A 16,213-nucleotide genomic window follows, 5' to 3' on the forward strand; every position below is an offset into this window, starting at 1 on the left:
CGTAGGCTCATGCATAGGCATAAACCGGCTCAGGGTTATCACTATGGCATTCAATTTTGATCAATGGGTAGACCGCAGTCACAGTGACAGCGTTAAGTGGGATAAATATCGCGGCAGCGACATCATCCCACTTTGGGTCGCCGACAGCGATTTCACCTCACCGCCGGCGGTGATCGAAGCCTTGCAGCGCCGCGTAGCACACGGCGTATTCGGCTACACCCACCCATCCCCTGATCTTATTGAGGTTTTTACCCGCCGCATGGTAGAGCGCTACGATTGGCACATCAAGCCTGAATGGATCATTTTCCTGCCTGGCCTGGTGTGCGGCCTGAACCTGTGCGTGCGAGCCTGCACCGAAAAACATCAGAGCACGCTGGCCCCCTCGCTCATTTATCCGCCGTTTCGCAAAGCGGCCAAATTCGCCGGGCGTAAACACCTTTCGGTATCGCTAACAGCGGTCAACCAGCGTTGGGGGCTGGATTTTTCCTCGATGCATGATCGGCTCAACGGCAACGAAAAACTCCTGTTGCTGTGCAACCCGCAGAACCCCGGTGGCACCGTGTATCGCCGAGAGGAGCTGTTGCAGCACCACCGGTTCGCTCGCGAACACGATTTAATCGTCTGTTCGGATGAAATTCACTGCGAACTGCTGCTTGAGCCCGGCGCGCGCCATATCCCCTTCGCCACCCTGAATGAAGACGCGGCCCAACGCAGCGTGACGCTGATGTCACCGTCAAAGACGTTTAATCTCGCCGGGCTCGGCGCCTCGATGGCGATCGTCCCTAATGAGGCGCTGCGACAAAAGCTGAAACGCGCGCGCAGCGGCATCGTGCCGGAGGTCAATCTGCTGGCGCTGGTCGCCGCCCAGGCGGCCTATCAATACGGGCAACCCTGGCTGGACGAGCAGTTGATTTATCTGCGCGCCAATCGCGATCGGGTGACAGCACGCATCAACGCCATGCCGGGATTGAAGTTGTTGCCGATTGAAGCCACCTATTTGGCCTGGATCGACTGCGGCGCGTTGCCGGTGGACAATCCGCATCAGTTCTTCGAGCGCGCGGGCGTTGGATTAAGCGCCGGTTTGGATTTCGGCGATCGGCGCTTTGTGCGGCTTAACTTTGGTTGCAGATGGGCCCTGCTCGATGAAGCGCTCGATCGCATGGCGCGAGCCTGTGCGGCGCTGCCTGGCTAACCTTGTTCGCTGGCGACGATGTCTCGAATGGAATACGGATGAAACTTGATCGTGACCGTTCCGTCGGTGATGGCCAGCGTCGGGTTCGGTAGCCGCTCGCCCTCACCTTTTGGCGAGCTTTGCTTCAGCTTGATCCCTGGCGCCAACAATGCTTCATCGGCAAGGTGGCTCAACGCCCGAGCGTACAGCGTCTGAGGATCGCCACTGAGCACTAATTCGACGTGTTCCCAGCCTTCGTGCGGATAGCGTTTCTCCCCTGGATACGGCAGTTCGATGCAGTCTATCCGCCACGGCCCTACGGCCAGCGGCTGAGACAAATCGAACAGGCAGATAGGCCGCCCGTTGATCATCGATTCGGATAGCAGTGTCCCGCACTGCATCAGCCCCTGGCGCCAACGTTCAGCGGTGGCATTCTGGTGACAGCGCAGGGAGATGTGATCGGCGGTAAACGCGGCCAGATCAAGCCGCAATTTGGCGGCAAATTGATGCAGCGCCTGCTCGAAACGCGGCAAATCGAGCGTCAGATCGTCAAGCTCGGCAACGGCCTGCAAGGGAGTGGTCATAGAAACCTCAAAACAACGGAGCGCAAAGTTAAACGCCGTAATTTACACGGTGGCGGCAGCGCTCGCCACCGTGGCGACGTTTTTCGGCGGCGGTGCAGAATGATTTTTGGTTGCGGACGGGGAGAATAAAAACCAGTTTCTTATTAAGATGACAGCTTATTAAAGCAACAGAAAAATAAAAAATAAGATTTTTCGCAAGCCATTATACCTTCTCTTCATGACGTTATGATTTAAGTTATTTTGCACAAAACCCTCTGCACTCCATTGGCCAAGTCGATTGAATAGTCTGGTTTAATCAAACCTGATTCACTTATCGAAGCCACATAAAACCATAAGCACAACCTATTGTAAAAAAAGAAAATAAACCCCATTAATTGATGGGAAGCTAAGGATTATCTTAATTTACCCCCAGACAATTGATTCACCAAGACAACTCCGCTACTTTGGAGGAAATTTAAATTCGAGATGATCATTATGTTATTGCTGACGATATCCTTGGTGTTGATAATTATCGCCGTATACGCCATCTACCGTCATTTCAAATCACGCAGCGTCAACACGCTGGATGCTGGTCGCCGCAATAAAAAACGCTAGCTTCGCAACTCTCCCCTTCGTACATTCTGTTCAGGTCATTCTGCTTTCACCTTCCGGCAATCAACGCGCCGCACCCGACAACTGTTTCATCGCAGCGGCCGCGCCAACTGCTGACGGGCTTCGTCAGATCGGTTACAATTACAGGCTGTTTTGTGGCGGTCGCCCATCGCGCCCGCCACCGTTGAATCCCGCAGGGGCTGGCTTCAGCCCCTCGTTCGTCATTAAGGTAACCCGGTGAATATTCAGGTTCTTCTTTCAGATAAAGTCAGCCAGGCGCTGATCGCCGCTGGCGCGCCAGCCGATTGCGAAGCGCAGGTCCGCCCTTCCGCCAAGGCGCAGTTTGGCGATTACCAGGCCAACGGCGTGATGTCAGTCGCCAAAAAGCTGGGCATGCCGCCCCGTCAGCTGGCGGAAAAAGTGGTGCAACTGCTGGATCTCGGCGACGTCGCCGGTAAAGTGGAAATCGCCGGTCCCGGCTTTATCAACATTTTCCTGAACAGCGACTGGGTCGCCCGCCAGGCCGATCAGGTGCTGAACGCACCGAAATTGGGCATTGCGCCGGTTGAACCGCAAACCATTGTTATCGACTACTCCGCGCCGAACGTGGCGAAAGAGATGCACGTCGGCCACCTGCGCTCCACCATCATCGGCGACGCCGCGGCGCGTACCCAGGAGTTTTTGGGCCATAAAGTGATCCGCGCCAACCATGTCGGCGACTGGGGCACTCAGTTCGGCATGTTGATTGCCTACCTGGAAAAAATGCAGAACGAAAACGCCAGCGATATGGGCCTGTCCGATTTGGAACAGTTCTATCGCGAAGCCAAGAAACACTACGACGAAGACGCCAAGTTCGCCGAGCGCGCGCGCGCTTACGTCGTGAAGCTGCAGGGCGGCGATCAGTACTGCCTGAAAATGTGGCGCAAGCTGGTCGACATCACCATGGCGCAAAACCAGCTGACCTATAACCGCCTGAACGTCACGCTGACCGAAGACGACGTGATGGGCGAAAGCCTGTATAACGCGATGCTGCCGGGCATCGTCGCCGATCTGAAAGCCAAAGGGCTGGCGGTGGAAAGCGAAGGCGCCACCGTGGTGTTCCTCGATGAATACCAGAACAAGGACGGCGACCCGATGGGCGTCATCATCCAGAAAAAGGATGGCGGCTACCTCTACACCACCACCGATATCGCCTGCGCCAAGTATCGCTACGAAACTCTGGGCGCCAACCGCGTTCTGTATTACATCGACTCCCGCCAGCATCAGCACCTGATGCAGGCCTGGACCATCGTGCGCAAGGCCGGTTACGTGCCGGAGTCCGTCTCGCTGGAGCACCACATGTTCGGCATGATGCTGGGCAAAGACGGCAAGCCATTCAAAACCCGCTCGGGCGGCACGGTGAAGCTCTCCGATCTGCTGGATGAAGCCATCGAACGCGCCGAACAGCTGATCGCCGGCAAAAACCCGGACATGCCGCAAGATGAAATGAAGACCGTGGCCCGCGTGGTCGGCATCGGCGCGGTGAAATACGCCGATCTGTCGAAAAGCCGCACCACCGACTATGTCTTCGACTGGGACAACATGCTGGCCTTCGAGGGCAATACCGCACCTTATATGCAATACGCCTATACCCGTGTGGCATCGGTATTCAAGCGCGCCGGGATCGACGAAAGCAGCCTGACACTGCCGCTGACGCTGACCGAAGAGCGTGAAATTGCGCTGGCTACCCGCTTGCTGCAGTTCGAAGAGGTGCTCACCACCGTTGCACGTGAAGGCACGCCTCACGTCATGTGCAGCTACCTGTATGATCTGGCCGGCTTGTTCTCCAGCTTCTACGAGCACTGCCAGATCCTGAACGCCGACAGCGAAGAAACCCGTCAGAGCCGCCTGAAGCTGGCGCTGCTGACCTCTAAAACGCTGAAAACCGGCCTGGACACGCTGGGCATCGAAACCGTCGAACGCATGTAAGCCGCACCGCGCGGAAAGTAAAAAGGTCGCCAAGGCGACCTTTTTTTGTTCTTGCATTCGGCTCAGGCGACGCGGCGCGCAAAATCACGCGGGCGGAAGCCCAACCCGGCCAGCACGCCAAAGTAGGCCACCACACCGGCCACCACCACCGCAGCCAAACGCAGCAAACGTTCCAGCATATTGCCCTGATCCCAAGCCGGCATCAGCCACATCACGCCAATCAGCACCGCCGACATCGCCAGCACGGCGATCACCAGCTTAGTGAGGAACAGCGCCCAACCCGGCTGTGGCTGGAAAATCTTCTGCTTGCGCAGCTGCCAATACAGCAGCGAGGCGTTCAGGCAAGCCGCCAAGCCGATCGACAGCGCCAGGCCGGCATGCTTCAACGGACCAATAAACGCCAGGTTCATCACCTGCGTCATGATCAGCGTGATGATAGCGATCTTGACCGGCGTTTTGATGTCCTGCCGCGAATAGAAGCCCGGCGCCAGCACTTTAACCACGATCAGCCCCATCAGCCCCACCGAGTAAGCCACCAGCGCGCGCTGCGTCATCGCCGCGTCAAAGGCGCTGAACTTGCCGTACTGGAACAGCGAGACGGTCAACGGTTTGGCCAATATGCCCAGCGCGATGGCGCTCGGCAGCGCCAGCAGGAAACACAGGCGCAGCCCCCAATCCATCAGGCGCGAATACTCGTCGTGGTTGCCGCTTGAGAAACTTTTGGCCAGCGACGGCAGCAGGATGGTGCCTAATGCCACACCCAACACGCCGGAAGGAAATTCCATCAGGCGGTCGGCATAGTACATCCAGGACACCGAGCCGGATACCAGGAACGATGCGAAGATAGTGTTGATGATCAGCGAGATTTGGCTGACCGACACCCCAAGGATCGCCGGCCCCATCTGACGCATTACCCGCCAGACTCCGGCATCGCCCAATTTGAGGCGCGGCAGCACCAGCATGCCGATCTTGCGCAGGTGCGGCAGCTGGTAGCCCAGTTGCAGCACGCCGCCCACTACCACCGCCCAGGCCAGCGCCAGCACCGGCGGGTGGAAATACGGCGCGGCGAACAGCGCGAAGCCAATCATGCTGACGTTAAGCAGCGTTGGCGCAAAGGCCGGGATCGAGAAGCGGTTCCAGGTATTGAGGATCGCCCCCACCAGCGACGCCAGCGAGATCAACAGAATATAGGGGAACGTGATGCGCAGCAGCGCCGACGTCAGGGCAAACTTGTCGGGCGTATCGGTAAAGCCCGGCGCGGTGAGATAGATAACCCAGGGCGCGGCCAACATCCCCAGTACCGTCACCACCGCCAGCACCAGCGTCAGCAGCCCGGAGACATAGGCGATAAAGGTGCGCGTCGCTTCTTCACCCTGCTGGCTCTTGTATTCGGCCAAGATCGGCACGAAGGCCTGCGAAAACGCGCCTTCGGCAAAGATACGGCGTAACAGATTCGGGAGTTTGAACGCCACGAAGAAGGCGTCCGTTGCCATGCCGGCCCCGAACACCCGCGCGACGATCGCATCGCGGGCAAAGCCCAACACCCGCGAAAACATCGTCATCGAGCTGACGGCAGCCAAGGATTTGAGTAGGTTCATGTGGTTGTCTGATAGGTACCGTAAATATCAACGCCTGCAACAGCAGGCGTCAGTGAAACAATCGGCTCAGTTTACGCATCCGGAAAAGAATAGCTACCGCCATATGTTACATAGAGTTATCCCGTAGCAAACGCTCGACCACCCGCTGGGCAAGCAGCGCCTGTTCGCCGCCGGTTTCCGGCGCGCTCTGATTGGCGACGGCATCAAGGAAATGCCGCACCGCACCGTCGAAGCCGCGTTGCACCAGCGTACTTTGCCAGCCCGGCACCGGTTGTTCCAACTCGCCCTGCGCATCTTCACGCAGCCAGTGGCGCATATCGGTCAACTGATACAGCGCGCCGTCGGTCACCGCCTGCACGCTTTCGCGCTGGCTGCCGCCGCGGCGATGCATACTGGTCGTCACCTGCGTGTCGCCGCAGGCGAAGTGGTGCTCGGCGTACAGCATTTCGCCTGCGGCGTTGGCGCGCACGCTGCCGCTCAGCAGTTGCTCGCCTCCGCCCGCCAGCCACAGCGCCGTGTCCACCACGTGCAGGTAATCATCCAATAGGGTAAAACGCAGATCGTGCGGGCCGACGCTGTCCGCCCGATGTTTATCCATGCGAATGGAGGCCGGCTGATTCATTTGCTGCTTGAGCTGCCGGTAAAGCGGTGCGAAACGGCGGTTGAACCCCACCATCAGCGTTTTGCCCCGCCGCTCGGCCAACTCAAGCAACTGCTCGCCCTGCTCCAGCGTCTCCGCCAGCGGTTTATCGACGTAAACGTGCACGCCGCGGTTCAGCAGCTCGCCAATGACCGAAAAATGGCTGGCGGTGCTGCTGTGAACAAAGACCGCGTCGCACTGTTCGGCCAGGCTGTCCAGCCGGGAGAAACAGGCCATGCGGTAGCTGTCGCACAGCGGCTGCGCTTTTTGCTGATTGGGCGAAAAACCGCCCACCAGAGTCCAATCCGCCGCCTGACCGAGGATTGGCAGGTAAGCCTTCTGCGCGATACTGCCCAATCCCACCACGCCTACACGCAATTTAGTCATTCGCATCCCTCACCAACAGGTGTTGCAACTGCCGTTTCAGTTCCGCCACTTCGCTTTCCAATGCGCTAACCCTGGCGCTCAGTTCGCCGTCGTCCTCGGATTCGAACGCCGCGGGCGGCGCTTCATCAATCTGGCCGCTGAACAGATGCATGAATCGGCTTTCGCGCTTGCCCGGCTCACGCGCCAGGCGCACCACGAACGGGCCATCTTCTCGCGTGGCCAGCTGTTGCAACACCTGTTCGACTTCCCTGACATCGCTGAACTCGTGCATCCGATTGGTACGGGTGCGCAGCTCGCCGGGCGTTTGCGCGCCGCGCAGCAGTAAGGTGGCGATCACCGCCAGTTCGGCGGGCGAAAGTTTCAGTTGGCCGAACTCGGAGTTGCAAAACCGCTGTTCGTACTTCACTACCCGGTTGCCGAACCCGCTGAGGGTGCGCAGGAAATGTTTGCGCAGCAACAGATCGAGGAGCTGCTGCACTTCGCTTTCGCTCAGATCCATCACCGGTTCACGGTTGGTTTTTTGGTTACATGCCAGCGTAATGGCATTCAGCGAAAGCGGGTATTGATCCGGGGTCGTGACCTGTTTTTCCAACAGGCAGCCGATAACCCGAGCCTCTCTGGCGTTCAATTCATATTTCATCGTTTGGCCTCAACGTGGGGGGAGCCACTCTTTATTGGTGTATGCCGTCAAAACGTGGTCTTGCCACTGGCCGTCGATCAGCAGGTAATCCTTGGCGTAACCTTCGCGTTCGAATCCCAGACGCGTCAGCAATGCGCCGCTGCGCTGGTTGTGCGGCATATAGTTGGCCATGATGCGGTGCATGCGCTGTTGGCGCAGCATATAGCGGATGGCGGACTGCAAGGCTTCGAACATCAGCCCCTGTCCCTGCCATTTCTCCCCCAGCGAATAACCGAGGAAACAGGCGTGAAACGAACCGCGCAGCACGTTGCTGAAGTTCGCCACGCCGCGCACTTCCTGCTCTTGCGGATCGAGCAGGATAAAATAGTAGGCGCTGCCCTGCTTTTGCATTTCAGCGATCATGCCCAGACGCGCCTGCCAGCCGGAAGGATAACAGTGGCTTTCGTCGCGCACCGGCTCCCAGGGTTTGAGAAAGGCTCGGTTCTCGGCATAATAATCCGCCAGACGATAGGCGTCCCGTTCATGCACTAAACGGACCACCATCCGGTCGGTAGTAAGACGTACTTTTGGCGATGCAGAGCGGTAGCCGAACATCATTTCCCCCGCAGTCAAAACGGTTCGATAAGAAGTATTTATTGGGAAGTCGCATGGTTAATTATCCGGCGCCGATCTAATGCCATGACTTTATTTAGCCAATAGCGCCTCAGAACCGCACTTCCCTGCATTCAATATAACCGTAGCCCGCCCTCGAGGTAAAATCCCGGTCGCTCAGTAAATCACCGAATACGCGTTTTACAGCGTTTTTCCGCCTATTTTGCAGCGCAGGTAACACCTTGACGATAAAAAAATATTATCTACTCCGCCCCTGTCGCCGTCCGGCAATTGGGTAGAGAATGGTGGGGTTGCCTTCCCCCTCTCTCTTAATTGCTCATGGTGATGCATGTCTCTGGTGTCGCAAGCGCGCAGCTTGGGTAAATATTTTCTGTTGCTCGACAACCTGCTGGTGGTTTTAGGCTTCTTTGTCGTGTTCCCGCTTATTTCGATCCGCTTTGTCGATCAATTAGGATGGGCGGCGCTGATCGTCGGCATCGCGCTGGGTTTGCGCCAGCTGCTGCAACAAGGGCTCGGCATCTTTGGCGGCGCCATCGCCGATCGCTTCGGCGCCAAGCCGATGATCGTCACCGGCATGCTGCTGCGCGCCGCCGGTTTCGCTACCATGGCGATGGCGGATGAGCCTTGGATCCTGTGGTTCTCCTGTGCGCTGTCCGCCCTCGGCGGCACGTTATTCGATCCGCCGCGCACCGCTTTGGTGATCAAACTGACCCGTCCGCACGAACGCGGCCGTTTTTTCTCGCTGCTGATGATGCAGGACAGCGCAGGTGCAGTGGTCGGCGCGCTGATCGGCAGTTGGCTGCTGCAGTACGATTTCCACTTTGTCTGCTGGGTGGGGGCGGCGATCTTCGTGCTCGCCGCTGGCTGGAACGCCTGGCTACTGCCGGCTTACCGCATCTCTACCGTGCGTATACCGATGAAGGAAGGCATGCTGCGGGTCGTGCGCGATCGCCGCTTCCTCACCTATGTCCTGACGCTGACCGGTTATTACATGTTGGCGGTACAGGTGATGCTGATGATGCCGATCGTGGTTAACGAAATCGCCGGCTCACCGGCGGCGGTGAAATGGATGTATGCGATTGAAGCGGCGCTGTCGTTGTCGCTGCTCTATCCGCTGGCGCGTTGGGGAGAGAAACACTTCCGGCTTGAGCAGCGCCTGATGGCGGGCCTGTTGCTGATGACGCTCAGCCTGTTGCCGATCGGTCTCGCCACCAGCTTGCAGGGCGTGTTCACGCTGATCTGCTGCTTCTATCTGGGATCGATCATCGCCGAACCGGCGCGCGAGACGCTGAGCGCTTCGCTGGCCGATCCACGTGCGCGTGGCAGCTATATGGGCTTCAGCCGCCTTGGTCTGGCGCTGGGTGGCGCGTTAGGTTACACCGGCGGCGGCTGGATGTACGATACCGGACGGACGATGAACATGCCGGAGTTACCCTGGTTGCTGCTTGGAGCCGTGGGCTTCGCTACGTTGCTGGCGCTGTACTGGCAGTTCAGCCCGCGGCGCAGTGCATCGATGATGCTGCGCGGCGGTTAACGCCATAGAAATCCGGCCGAATCGGCAACAGCTGCTATCCTGTTAGTAAAAACACCCACAGGAGCCCGTCGGCATGAACGAAGAAGCAAAATTACCGCAACTACTCGAACATATGATACTGAACTTGCGCATGATTTATGCGCGTTCCACCCTGGTGGAAAAGGCCCTGGCCCATATCCTCGCCAGCGACGCCGGCCTGAAAAACGATATTATCAAACAGCTGCAGGTCGTCACCGCCACCAACGAACGTGACAAAATCGACTTGGAAGAAGCTCGCATTCACCTGATCGATGTGCTCAACTCGGTACCGGCCAAGAAATAACGCCCCCTAGCCCGCGCCGGTGCGCGGGCAATATCGCAATAACGCACCATCCAACACACGCACGTCAAGACAGCCTCGATAAGCTGTGGTAACTATTGCTGTTAAAACCTGACAACCCGGAGCAAGCATGAAACTGTTCATTTACGATCATTGCCCATTCTGCGTTAAAGCCCGCATGATTTTCGGCCTGAAACGTCTGCCGATTCGCCTGGTCACGTTGCTCAACGACGATGAGACGACCCCGCTCAACCTGATCGGCCAAAAAATGGTGCCTATCCTGGTCAAAGACGACGGCGAAGCGATGCCGGAAAGCCTGGATATCGTACGCTATGTCGATAACCTGGACGGCAAGCCGGTGCTGACCGGCCGCACCAACCCCGCCATTGCCGAGTGGCTGCAGCGGGTCGGCGAGTACAGCGCAAAATTGCTGTTGCCGCGTATTGCGCATGCCGATTTCGAAGAGTTCGCCACCGACAGCGCCCGCCGTTATTTTATCGATAAAAAGCAGGCGTCAATCGGTGATTTCGCCGAGCATCTCGCCAACAGCGCCGATCTGATCGCCCAGTTGGAGGCCGATCTGCAAACCCTGTCACCGCTGATCGTCTCCGCCGAAGCGGTAAACGGCGAGCTGTCCGAGGACGACATCCACCTGTTCCCGCTGCTGCGCTCGTTGTCGATCGTCGCCGGGGTTGCGCTGCCGGACAACGTGGAAACCTACCGCAACCGCATGGCGCAACGCAGCGAAGTGCCGTTGCTGCTGGACATGGAACAATAACGTTTGAATAACCCAAAGGATATGGCGTACTGATGCTGAAAATGGTGCTCGCCACCGCTCGCGATCGGGCGCGGCTGAAGGAAATTACCTCCGTTCTGATTCGTTACGGCCTGCAAGACGTTCTGCGTCTGCTGGGCCTGGGGGCTTTGCTGCGCGGCGCCCGCGCTGAACCCGCCCAATTGGACGCCCAAACCCTGCCCGAGCGGCTGCGCGAAGCGCTCGAGGCGCTAGGCCCAACCTTCGTCAAATTCGGCCAGATCCTGGCCACGCGTTCTGACCTGTTGGATCCGGCCTGGACCGACGAACTGGATCGCCTGCACAGCCAGGCGGCGGTGCTGCCATGGGAAACGCTGGCGCCGCAGATCGTTGCCGATCTCGGCGATGATCCCGAGCAACTGTTTGCCGAATTCGATCGCACACCGCTGGCGGCGGCGTCGATGGCGCAAATCTACCGCGCGCGCCTGCACAGCGGCGAACAAGTGGTGGTGAAAGTGCTGCGGCCCGGCCTGGCGAAAACCATTCACGCCGATCTGCGGCTGCTGGCCTCGCTGGCGGAAACCGTAGAGCAGCAGAGTCAGGCGCTGGCGCGCTATCGACCACGGCAGATGGTCAGAGCGCTAGCGACGGCGCTCAATCATGAACTGGATTTGACCCATGAAGGGCATAACTGCGATCGCGTCGCCGGCATGTTCGCGCGTGAACCCGACGTGGTCGTGCCAAAAATCTATTGGCAATGGTCTTCCCCGCGTCTGTTAGTGCAGGAGTACTTGCCCGGCACCGCGCCGGAGAACCCCCGGCAGTTGGCGGAAGCGGGCTTTGACGGCCCGCTGCTGGCGCAGCGCGGCGCCCGCGCCTTTATGAGCATGGTGCTGGAGCACCGGCTGTATCACGCCGATCCGCACCCCGGCAACGTGATGGCGCTGAGCGGCGACCGCGTCGGCTTCATCGACTTCGGCATGGTGGGCCAGCTGTCCGAACGGCGGCGCAACCAGCTGCTCCTGCTGCTGCAGGCCATTGCCGATCGTCAGTCCGAAGGCATCGTCAACACGCTGATCGCCTGGTCGGACAGCGAGCCGCTGGATCTGATGGATCTGGAGCTGGCGGCGCAAAACTTTCTCGACAAACAGGCCGCCGCCACCCTGACGTTGGGCAAGGCTCTGACCGACCTGCTGGTGATGGCGCGTGAACACCAGTTGGCGCTGCCGCCCGATCTGGTGCTGCTGTTCAAGGCGTTAATCACCGCCGACGGCGTGCTGCACCGATTGGATCCGGCCTTCGACATCGTCGCCACCCTCAAACCGATGCTGCAACAAACGGTGCTGCAACGCTATGCCCCTGACGCCGTGCGTCAGCGGTTGTTGGCCCTGGGTGGGGAAGCGCTCGACGCCGGGGAAGAACTGCCGCAAACCCTGCGGCTGTTGGTGCGCCGCCTAAAACGCGGGCAGCTCAATGCCGATATCAACATCAGTAATCTCGGCCAGTTGAGCAAGGCGTTGGAACGCGCCGCCGTCACCCTGGCTATCGCCATTGTCACCGCCGCTTTTGCCCTGGGCCTGGCGCCTTATCTGATGCACTCCTCACTGCAGCTGTGGGGCATTCCGCTGTTCCCGCTGTTGGGGGGAGCGGCCTGCCTGGCCGGCGTGATCCTCTTGGCGCTGCGATTGCGGCGCTGACGCTTTCGGCGTTATCCGATAGGTGTCGCCCGCTTTTGCGCGCACTATCCTCTGCACATCGCCGCCTGCCGTTTTCACGCGCAGGCGGAACGTTTATAATGATTAATCAATTATCTGCAGCACTTTTCGCCAGCAGTCGCAATGAGGCATTAATGAAGAAGATCCTGATGGGCGCAGCCGCCCTGCTGTTCGCCGGCGTATTGGCCGGTTGCAATCAACTGACCCAGTACACCCTGAGCGAGCAGGAAGTGAATGATTACCTGCAGAAACATAACGACTACCAGAAGCAGATCGGCGTGCCCGGCCTGCTGGACGCCAACATCGTGCTGACTCAGTTGCAAAGCCAAATCGGCCGCAGTGAACCGGGTAAAGTCACCCTTTCCGGCGACGCCAAGGTCAACATCACGTCGATTCTCGGCCCGCAGACCGCGGATCTGAAGCTGACGCTGAAGGCGCAGCCGGTCTACGACCGGGCGCAGGGCGCCATTTTCCTGAAGGACATGGAGCTGACCGATTACAGCGTGCAGCCGGAAAAAATGCAGACGGTAATGAAAGCGCTGACGCCGTATCTGAACCAGTCGCTGAAATCCTACTTCGACCAAAAGCCGGCTTATGTGCTGAATCCTGACAACAGCAAAACCGAAGCGCTGGCGAAAAAACTGGCGAAAGGGTTGGAAGTGAAACCGGGTGAATTGGTGATCCCATTCAGCGACTGACGCCGTCTGAGGACATCAAGCCCGCCGCTCGGCGGGCTTTTTATTGCCGGGAAAGCGTTACTGCGGGGCGCTGTAGGCGATTTCACCGGTGTTGCAGTTGAGCGTCACGTTGTAGGTTTTATCTGCCTTGGTGCCACGCACCGTCAACGGCACCTGCCATATCTGATCCTTGCCGCTGATGGCATCCGGGCTAACCCAGGCGATCGGCGTTGCGGTGCCCAGCAGCTTTTTGTCCGACTCCCAGCGCGTAATGCGGTTCTGCAAGAAGTCGCGCTTGACCTGGGCGGCGATATCCGCCGGTTGCAGACCCGCACACTGGCCTACCTTGGCGGCGCGCTGTTCGTGATCCTGCGCCCACACCGCCGTCGATGCTCCCATCATGGCCAACAAGGCGATAGCCAAACCCGTTTTTTTCATATGTCCTCCCGTTGTGATTAGCGCTATCCGGGCGCCCATCCCTGGCTCACAACAGGGCGTCGGCAAAGGGTTACCGTTTGACGAACTCAATGACAAACAGCGCATCCAGGCCCGGATAGATTTCCTTGATCACCTGCTTCAGTTCGCCGAGCGACATGTTCTCCTGCTGCGCGTGGCGTTCGGTCAGCGCATCCAGACGCACCGGCGTTACCGACAGCACTTCGATAAAGCAGAAAAATACGCCGTCCTCATTGCGACTGACGCGCAATACCTCGCCCGGTTCGAAATGCGACTCACTGGCATCCCGAATGGTGATGGTTTTGCGCCCGGCCAGAATGTCTTGCTCAAAGCGGCTGAAGAAAGTTATTTCACGGCTCATTTTAGATCCTTTTTCATCACAACACCGCAACATAAGTCATTATGCCGCCTGCTTTTCTGACGCAGATCCCTCTTTTGGGTTAGAGGCCGCTTTTTTCGCTTTGCTTTCCGCCGGTGTCTTGAGGGTTTCCGCCGGCGATGCGCCGCGCAGAATCAGACCCAGCGCATCTTTATTTTCCGCCAGGAAGAAGCTCAGCCCTTCGCGCTGTTCGTCATCCAGGTTCAGCGGCGCCTGCAGCAGCCACTCCCCAAGGTTGTCCGCCAGATCCAGCATTTTGTCGTAGGCGTCGGCTTCTTTCTTGCTCGCGAAAGTCATTTTTTCCTCACCGTTTCTCACCACCACATATTTAACTTCAACCGCCATGCGTGCGTCCTCAAATACTCAAATTACTGTAATTATGTACAGTATAAATAGATCGTGGCGGGAAGGCAAACCGCCGCCCGCCTTCGGCTTATTTCAGCAGCCGCACCTTGCAGCTTTTGCCTTTGATTTTGCCCTGCTGCAACTGTTGCAGCGCCTTGCGCGCGCTGGCTTTGCGGATCGCGACGTAGGCATGCACCGGGAACATGTCTATCTTGCCCACTTCCGCCGCCGTCAGCCCGGCGTCGCCGGTCAGCGCGCCAAGGATATCGCCGGGACGAATCTTCGCCTTGCGGCCGCCGTCGATGCACAGCGTCACCATTTCCGCCTCCAGCGAGCCGTTGGCCGCCCCGCTCAGCTCGGACACCGGCGACCAGTCGACGCTCATCTGCAGATAGTCTTCAATCGCGTGCGCACGCGCCATTTCCTGCGGCGTGCACAGGCTGATCGCCAGCCCGCTCATGCCGGCGCGGCCGGTGCGGCCGATACGGTGTACATGCACTTCGGGATCGAACGCCAGTTCGTAGTTGACCACCAGCTCCAGCTCTTTAATATCCAGCCCGCGTGCGGCGACGTCGGTCGCCACCAATACCCGGCAACTGCGGTTGGCGAAACGCACCAACACCTGGTCGCGGTCGCGCTGTTCCAGATCGCCATGCAGCGCCAGCGCGCTGATGCCGCGGGCCTCCAGGGCCTCAAGCACCGTCTGACAGTCGCGTTTGGTATTGCAGAACACCACGCAGGACGCAGGTTGATGATAGCGAATGGCCGACACCAGCAGCGCTGGGCGCTGATCGCGCGTAGTCTCATAAAAGCGTTGTTCGATGGAGGCCTGCGCTTCGCCATCGTCCACCTCGACGCTTAGCGGCTGGCGTTGAACGCGCGCGCTGATGCGCTCGATGCCTGCCGGGTACGTGGCGGAAAACAGCAACGTCTGACGTTGCGGCGGCGTATAGCTGATCACATCGTCGATGTCGTCGGCGAACCCCATGTCCAGCATGCGATCGGCCTCATCCAGCACCAGCACCTTCAGCTCGTCCAGCTGCAGCGTTTTCTTGCGCAGGTGTTCCTGGATACGGCCCGGCGTCCCCACCACGATGTGCGGCGCATGCACCAGCGAATCGAGCTGCGGCCCCATCGGTTGGCCGCCGCACAGCGTCAGAATTTTGATGTTTTGCGTGAAACGCGCCAAGCGACGCAGCTCTTTGCTCACCTGATCGGCCAACTCGCGGGTGGGACAGAGCACCAGCGCCTGTGTGGCAACCTGCGTAACGACGATGTTATTCAGCAAGCCAATGCCAAATGCCGCCGTTTTGCCGCTGCCGGTTTTCGCCTTGGCGCGCACGTCTCGCCCTTGCAGGATAGCGGGCAACGCGGCGGCCTGCACCGGCGTCATTTCGGCGTACCCCAGTTCGTTGAGGTTGGCCAACTGTTCGGCTGGCAGCGGCAGGGAAGAAAAAGAAACTGTGCTCACGGCGATAACTCTTATATGACGAATGGAATGGCGGCGCGCCCGCAGGTTGGCGCCGAATCAGCGGTAAATGATAACAGAGATGGGCGGCGTTACGGGCTGCGGGCATAAAAAAACCCGCCGGCGGCGGGTTTCTTGGCAACGCAGTCGTTAAATCGCAACGACGTTGGCTGCGGCAGGGCCACGTTGGCTGTCCTGGATGGAGAATTCAACCTGCTGGCCTTCAGCCAGGGTCTTGAAACCATCGCTAACGATAGCGGAAAAATGAACGAAAACGTCTTTAGAACCGTCGGCAGGCGTGATGAAGCCGAAGCCTTTGCTTTCGTTGAACCATTTAACGTGACCAGTGATCTTGCTCATTTGTGTTTCCTTTAC

Annotated in this window: 17 protein-coding genes; 7 read left to right on the forward strand and 10 right to left on the reverse strand. The window is 58.8% G+C overall.

All coding sequences use genetic code 11. The features are described from left to right. Nucleotides 1-43: 43 nt before the first annotated feature. Nucleotides 44-1,192, forward strand: a complete 1,149-nt coding sequence (locus tag J0F90_RS14040) for a MalY/PatB family protein (RefSeq protein ID WP_033640097.1) — start codon at nt 44-46, stop codon at nt 1,190-1,192. Here the strand turns inward: J0F90_RS14040 and J0F90_RS14045 are convergent. Next, on the reverse strand, nt 1,189-1,755 hold the full coding sequence (locus J0F90_RS14045) for a VOC family protein (protein ID WP_033640096.1): 567 nt from the start codon (nt 1,753-1,755) through the stop codon (nt 1,189-1,191). The two genes, J0F90_RS14040 and J0F90_RS14045, sit on opposite strands and share 4 nt — an antisense overlap. An 828-nt stretch (nt 1,756-2,583) precedes the next feature. Between J0F90_RS14045 and argS the strand changes: the two genes are divergently transcribed. Next, nucleotides 2,584-4,314 carry an arginine--tRNA ligase gene (gene argS, locus J0F90_RS14050; RefSeq protein WP_033640095.1) on the forward strand — a complete coding sequence of 577 codons (1,731 nt, stop codon included), beginning with the start codon at nt 2,584-2,586 and terminating at the stop codon, nt 4,312-4,314. Between the two features lie 62 nt (nt 4,315-4,376). On the opposite strand, the gene murJ is transcribed toward argS, so the two are convergent. From murJ to rimJ, 4 genes are all read right to left on the reverse strand, one after another. Continuing rightward, the gene (gene murJ, locus J0F90_RS14055) at nt 4,377-5,912 is read right to left on the reverse strand and encodes a murein biosynthesis integral membrane protein MurJ (protein WP_033640094.1); all 1,536 of its coding nucleotides are present in this window, start codon (nt 5,910-5,912) and stop codon (nt 4,377-4,379) included. A 106-nt stretch (nt 5,913-6,018) separates the two neighbouring features. Further along, nucleotides 6,019-6,939, reverse strand: coding sequence for a Gfo/Idh/MocA family protein (locus J0F90_RS14060; protein WP_033640093.1), 921 nt, complete (start codon nt 6,937-6,939; stop codon nt 6,019-6,021). Then, nucleotides 6,932-7,579 (reverse strand): YceH family protein, encoded by a 648-nt coding sequence (locus tag J0F90_RS14065; protein ID WP_033640092.1) that lies wholly within the window; start codon nt 7,577-7,579, stop codon nt 6,932-6,934. The genes J0F90_RS14060 and J0F90_RS14065 overlap by 8 nt, the downstream gene beginning before the upstream one ends. A gap of 9 nt (nt 7,580-7,588) precedes the next feature. After that, a complete protein-coding gene (rimJ, locus tag J0F90_RS14070) occupies nt 7,589-8,173 on the reverse strand; it encodes a ribosomal protein S5-alanine N-acetyltransferase (RefSeq protein ID WP_028127485.1) in 585 nt (194 codons plus the stop codon). A gap of 346 nt (nt 8,174-8,519) precedes the next feature. On the opposite strand from rimJ, the gene mdtH reads away from it, so the two are divergent. The 5 genes from mdtH to J0F90_RS14095 all read left to right on the forward strand — a co-directional run bounded on the left by mdtH (nt 8,520) and on the right by J0F90_RS14095 (nt 13,211). Further along, entirely contained in the window at nt 8,520-9,725 is a 1,206-nt protein-coding gene (gene mdtH / locus J0F90_RS14075; RefSeq protein WP_033640091.1) for a multidrug efflux MFS transporter MdtH, read from the forward strand. Between the two features lie 73 nt (nt 9,726-9,798). Continuing rightward, nucleotides 9,799-10,047: a hypothetical protein gene (locus J0F90_RS14080; RefSeq protein WP_016927419.1), complete on the forward strand. Its 249-nt coding sequence runs from the start codon at nt 9,799-9,801 to the stop codon at nt 10,045-10,047. Nucleotides 10,048-10,174: 127 nt separating this feature from the next. Beyond that, complete coding sequence (gene grxB, locus J0F90_RS14085) at nt 10,175-10,822, forward strand: glutaredoxin 2 (protein ID WP_033640089.1); 648 nt, start codon at nt 10,175-10,177, stop codon at nt 10,820-10,822. Nucleotides 10,823-10,854: 32 nt separating this feature from the next. Beyond that, the gene (locus J0F90_RS14090) at nt 10,855-12,495 is read left to right on the forward strand and encodes an ABC1 kinase family protein (protein ID WP_033640087.1); all 1,641 of its coding nucleotides are present in this window, start codon (nt 10,855-10,857) and stop codon (nt 12,493-12,495) included. A 152-nt stretch (nt 12,496-12,647) separates the two neighbouring features. After that, complete coding sequence (locus tag J0F90_RS14095; protein WP_016927416.1) at nt 12,648-13,211, forward strand: lipoprotein; 564 nt, start codon at nt 12,648-12,650, stop codon at nt 13,209-13,211. A gap of 57 nt (nt 13,212-13,268) precedes the next feature. On the opposite strand, the gene yebF is transcribed toward J0F90_RS14095, so the two are convergent. The 5 genes from yebF to cspE all read right to left on the reverse strand — a co-directional run bounded on the left by yebF (nt 13,269) and on the right by cspE (nt 16,198). Further along, nucleotides 13,269-13,628, reverse strand: coding sequence for a protein YebF (yebF, locus tag J0F90_RS14100; protein WP_016927415.1), 360 nt, complete (start codon nt 13,626-13,628; stop codon nt 13,269-13,271). 70 nt (nt 13,629-13,698) lie between these two features. After that, on the reverse strand, nt 13,699-14,007 hold the full coding sequence (gene yqfB / locus J0F90_RS14105) for a N(4)-acetylcytidine aminohydrolase (RefSeq protein ID WP_004927562.1): 309 nt from the start codon (nt 14,005-14,007) through the stop codon (nt 13,699-13,701). A gap of 39 nt (nt 14,008-14,046) precedes the next feature. Continuing rightward, nucleotides 14,047-14,370: a YebG family protein gene (locus J0F90_RS14110; protein ID WP_033640085.1), complete on the reverse strand. Its 324-nt coding sequence runs from the start codon at nt 14,368-14,370 to the stop codon at nt 14,047-14,049. A gap of 88 nt (nt 14,371-14,458) precedes the next feature. Then, the gene (gene dbpA / locus J0F90_RS14115) at nt 14,459-15,841 is read right to left on the reverse strand and encodes an ATP-dependent RNA helicase DbpA (RefSeq protein ID WP_033640084.1); all 1,383 of its coding nucleotides are present in this window, start codon (nt 15,839-15,841) and stop codon (nt 14,459-14,461) included. A gap of 147 nt (nt 15,842-15,988) precedes the next feature. Beyond that, nucleotides 15,989-16,198 carry a transcription antiterminator/RNA stability regulator CspE gene (gene cspE, locus J0F90_RS14120; protein WP_004927572.1) on the reverse strand — a complete coding sequence of 70 codons (210 nt, stop codon included), beginning with the start codon at nt 16,196-16,198 and terminating at the stop codon, nt 15,989-15,991. Nucleotides 16,199-16,213 lie beyond the last annotated feature (15 nt).

This window comes from Serratia marcescens subsp. marcescens ATCC 13880 (genome assembly GCF_017299535.1).
Classification (GTDB): Bacteria; Pseudomonadota; Gammaproteobacteria; order Enterobacterales; family Enterobacteriaceae; genus Serratia; species Serratia marcescens.

Bases quoted from the DNA above. Each gene is read 5' to 3' on its own strand.
- cspE (WP_004927572.1), bottom strand. From the start codon at position 16,198: ATGAGCAAGATCACTGGTCACGTTAAATGGTTCAACGAAAGCAAAGGC.
- mdtH (WP_033640091.1), top strand. From the start codon at position 8,520: ATGTCTCTGGTGTCGCAAGCGCGCAGCTTGGGTAAATATTTTCTGTTG.
- J0F90_RS14045 (WP_033640096.1), bottom strand. From the start codon at position 1,755: ATGACCACTCCCTTGCAGGCCGTTGCCGAGCTTGACGATCTGACGCTC.
- rimJ (WP_028127485.1), bottom strand. From the start codon at position 8,173: ATGTTCGGCTACCGCTCTGCATCGCCAAAAGTACGTCTTACTACCGAC.
- J0F90_RS14060 (WP_033640093.1), bottom strand. From the start codon at position 6,939: ATGACTAAATTGCGTGTAGGCGTGGTGGGATTGGGCAGTATCGCGCAG.
- J0F90_RS14080 (WP_016927419.1), top strand. From the start codon at position 9,799: ATGAACGAAGAAGCAAAATTACCGCAACTACTCGAACATATGATACTG.
- J0F90_RS14095 (WP_016927416.1), top strand. From the start codon at position 12,648: ATGAAGAAGATCCTGATGGGCGCAGCCGCCCTGCTGTTCGCCGGCGTA.
- J0F90_RS14040 (WP_033640097.1), top strand. From the start codon at position 44: ATGGCATTCAATTTTGATCAATGGGTAGACCGCAGTCACAGTGACAGC.
- grxB (WP_033640089.1), top strand. From the start codon at position 10,175: ATGAAACTGTTCATTTACGATCATTGCCCATTCTGCGTTAAAGCCCGC.
- J0F90_RS14065 (WP_033640092.1), bottom strand. From the start codon at position 7,579: ATGAAATATGAATTGAACGCCAGAGAGGCTCGGGTTATCGGCTGCCTG.
- murJ (WP_033640094.1), bottom strand. From the start codon at position 5,912: ATGAACCTACTCAAATCCTTGGCTGCCGTCAGCTCGATGACGATGTTT.
- yebF (WP_016927415.1), bottom strand. From the start codon at position 13,628: ATGAAAAAAACGGGTTTGGCTATCGCCTTGTTGGCCATGATGGGAGCA.
- yqfB (WP_004927562.1), bottom strand. From the start codon at position 14,007: ATGAGCCGTGAAATAACTTTCTTCAGCCGCTTTGAGCAAGACATTCTG.
- J0F90_RS14110 (WP_033640085.1), bottom strand. From the start codon at position 14,370: ATGGCGGTTGAAGTTAAATATGTGGTGGTGAGAAACGGTGAGGAAAAA.
- J0F90_RS14090 (WP_033640087.1), top strand. From the start codon at position 10,855: ATGCTGAAAATGGTGCTCGCCACCGCTCGCGATCGGGCGCGGCTGAAG.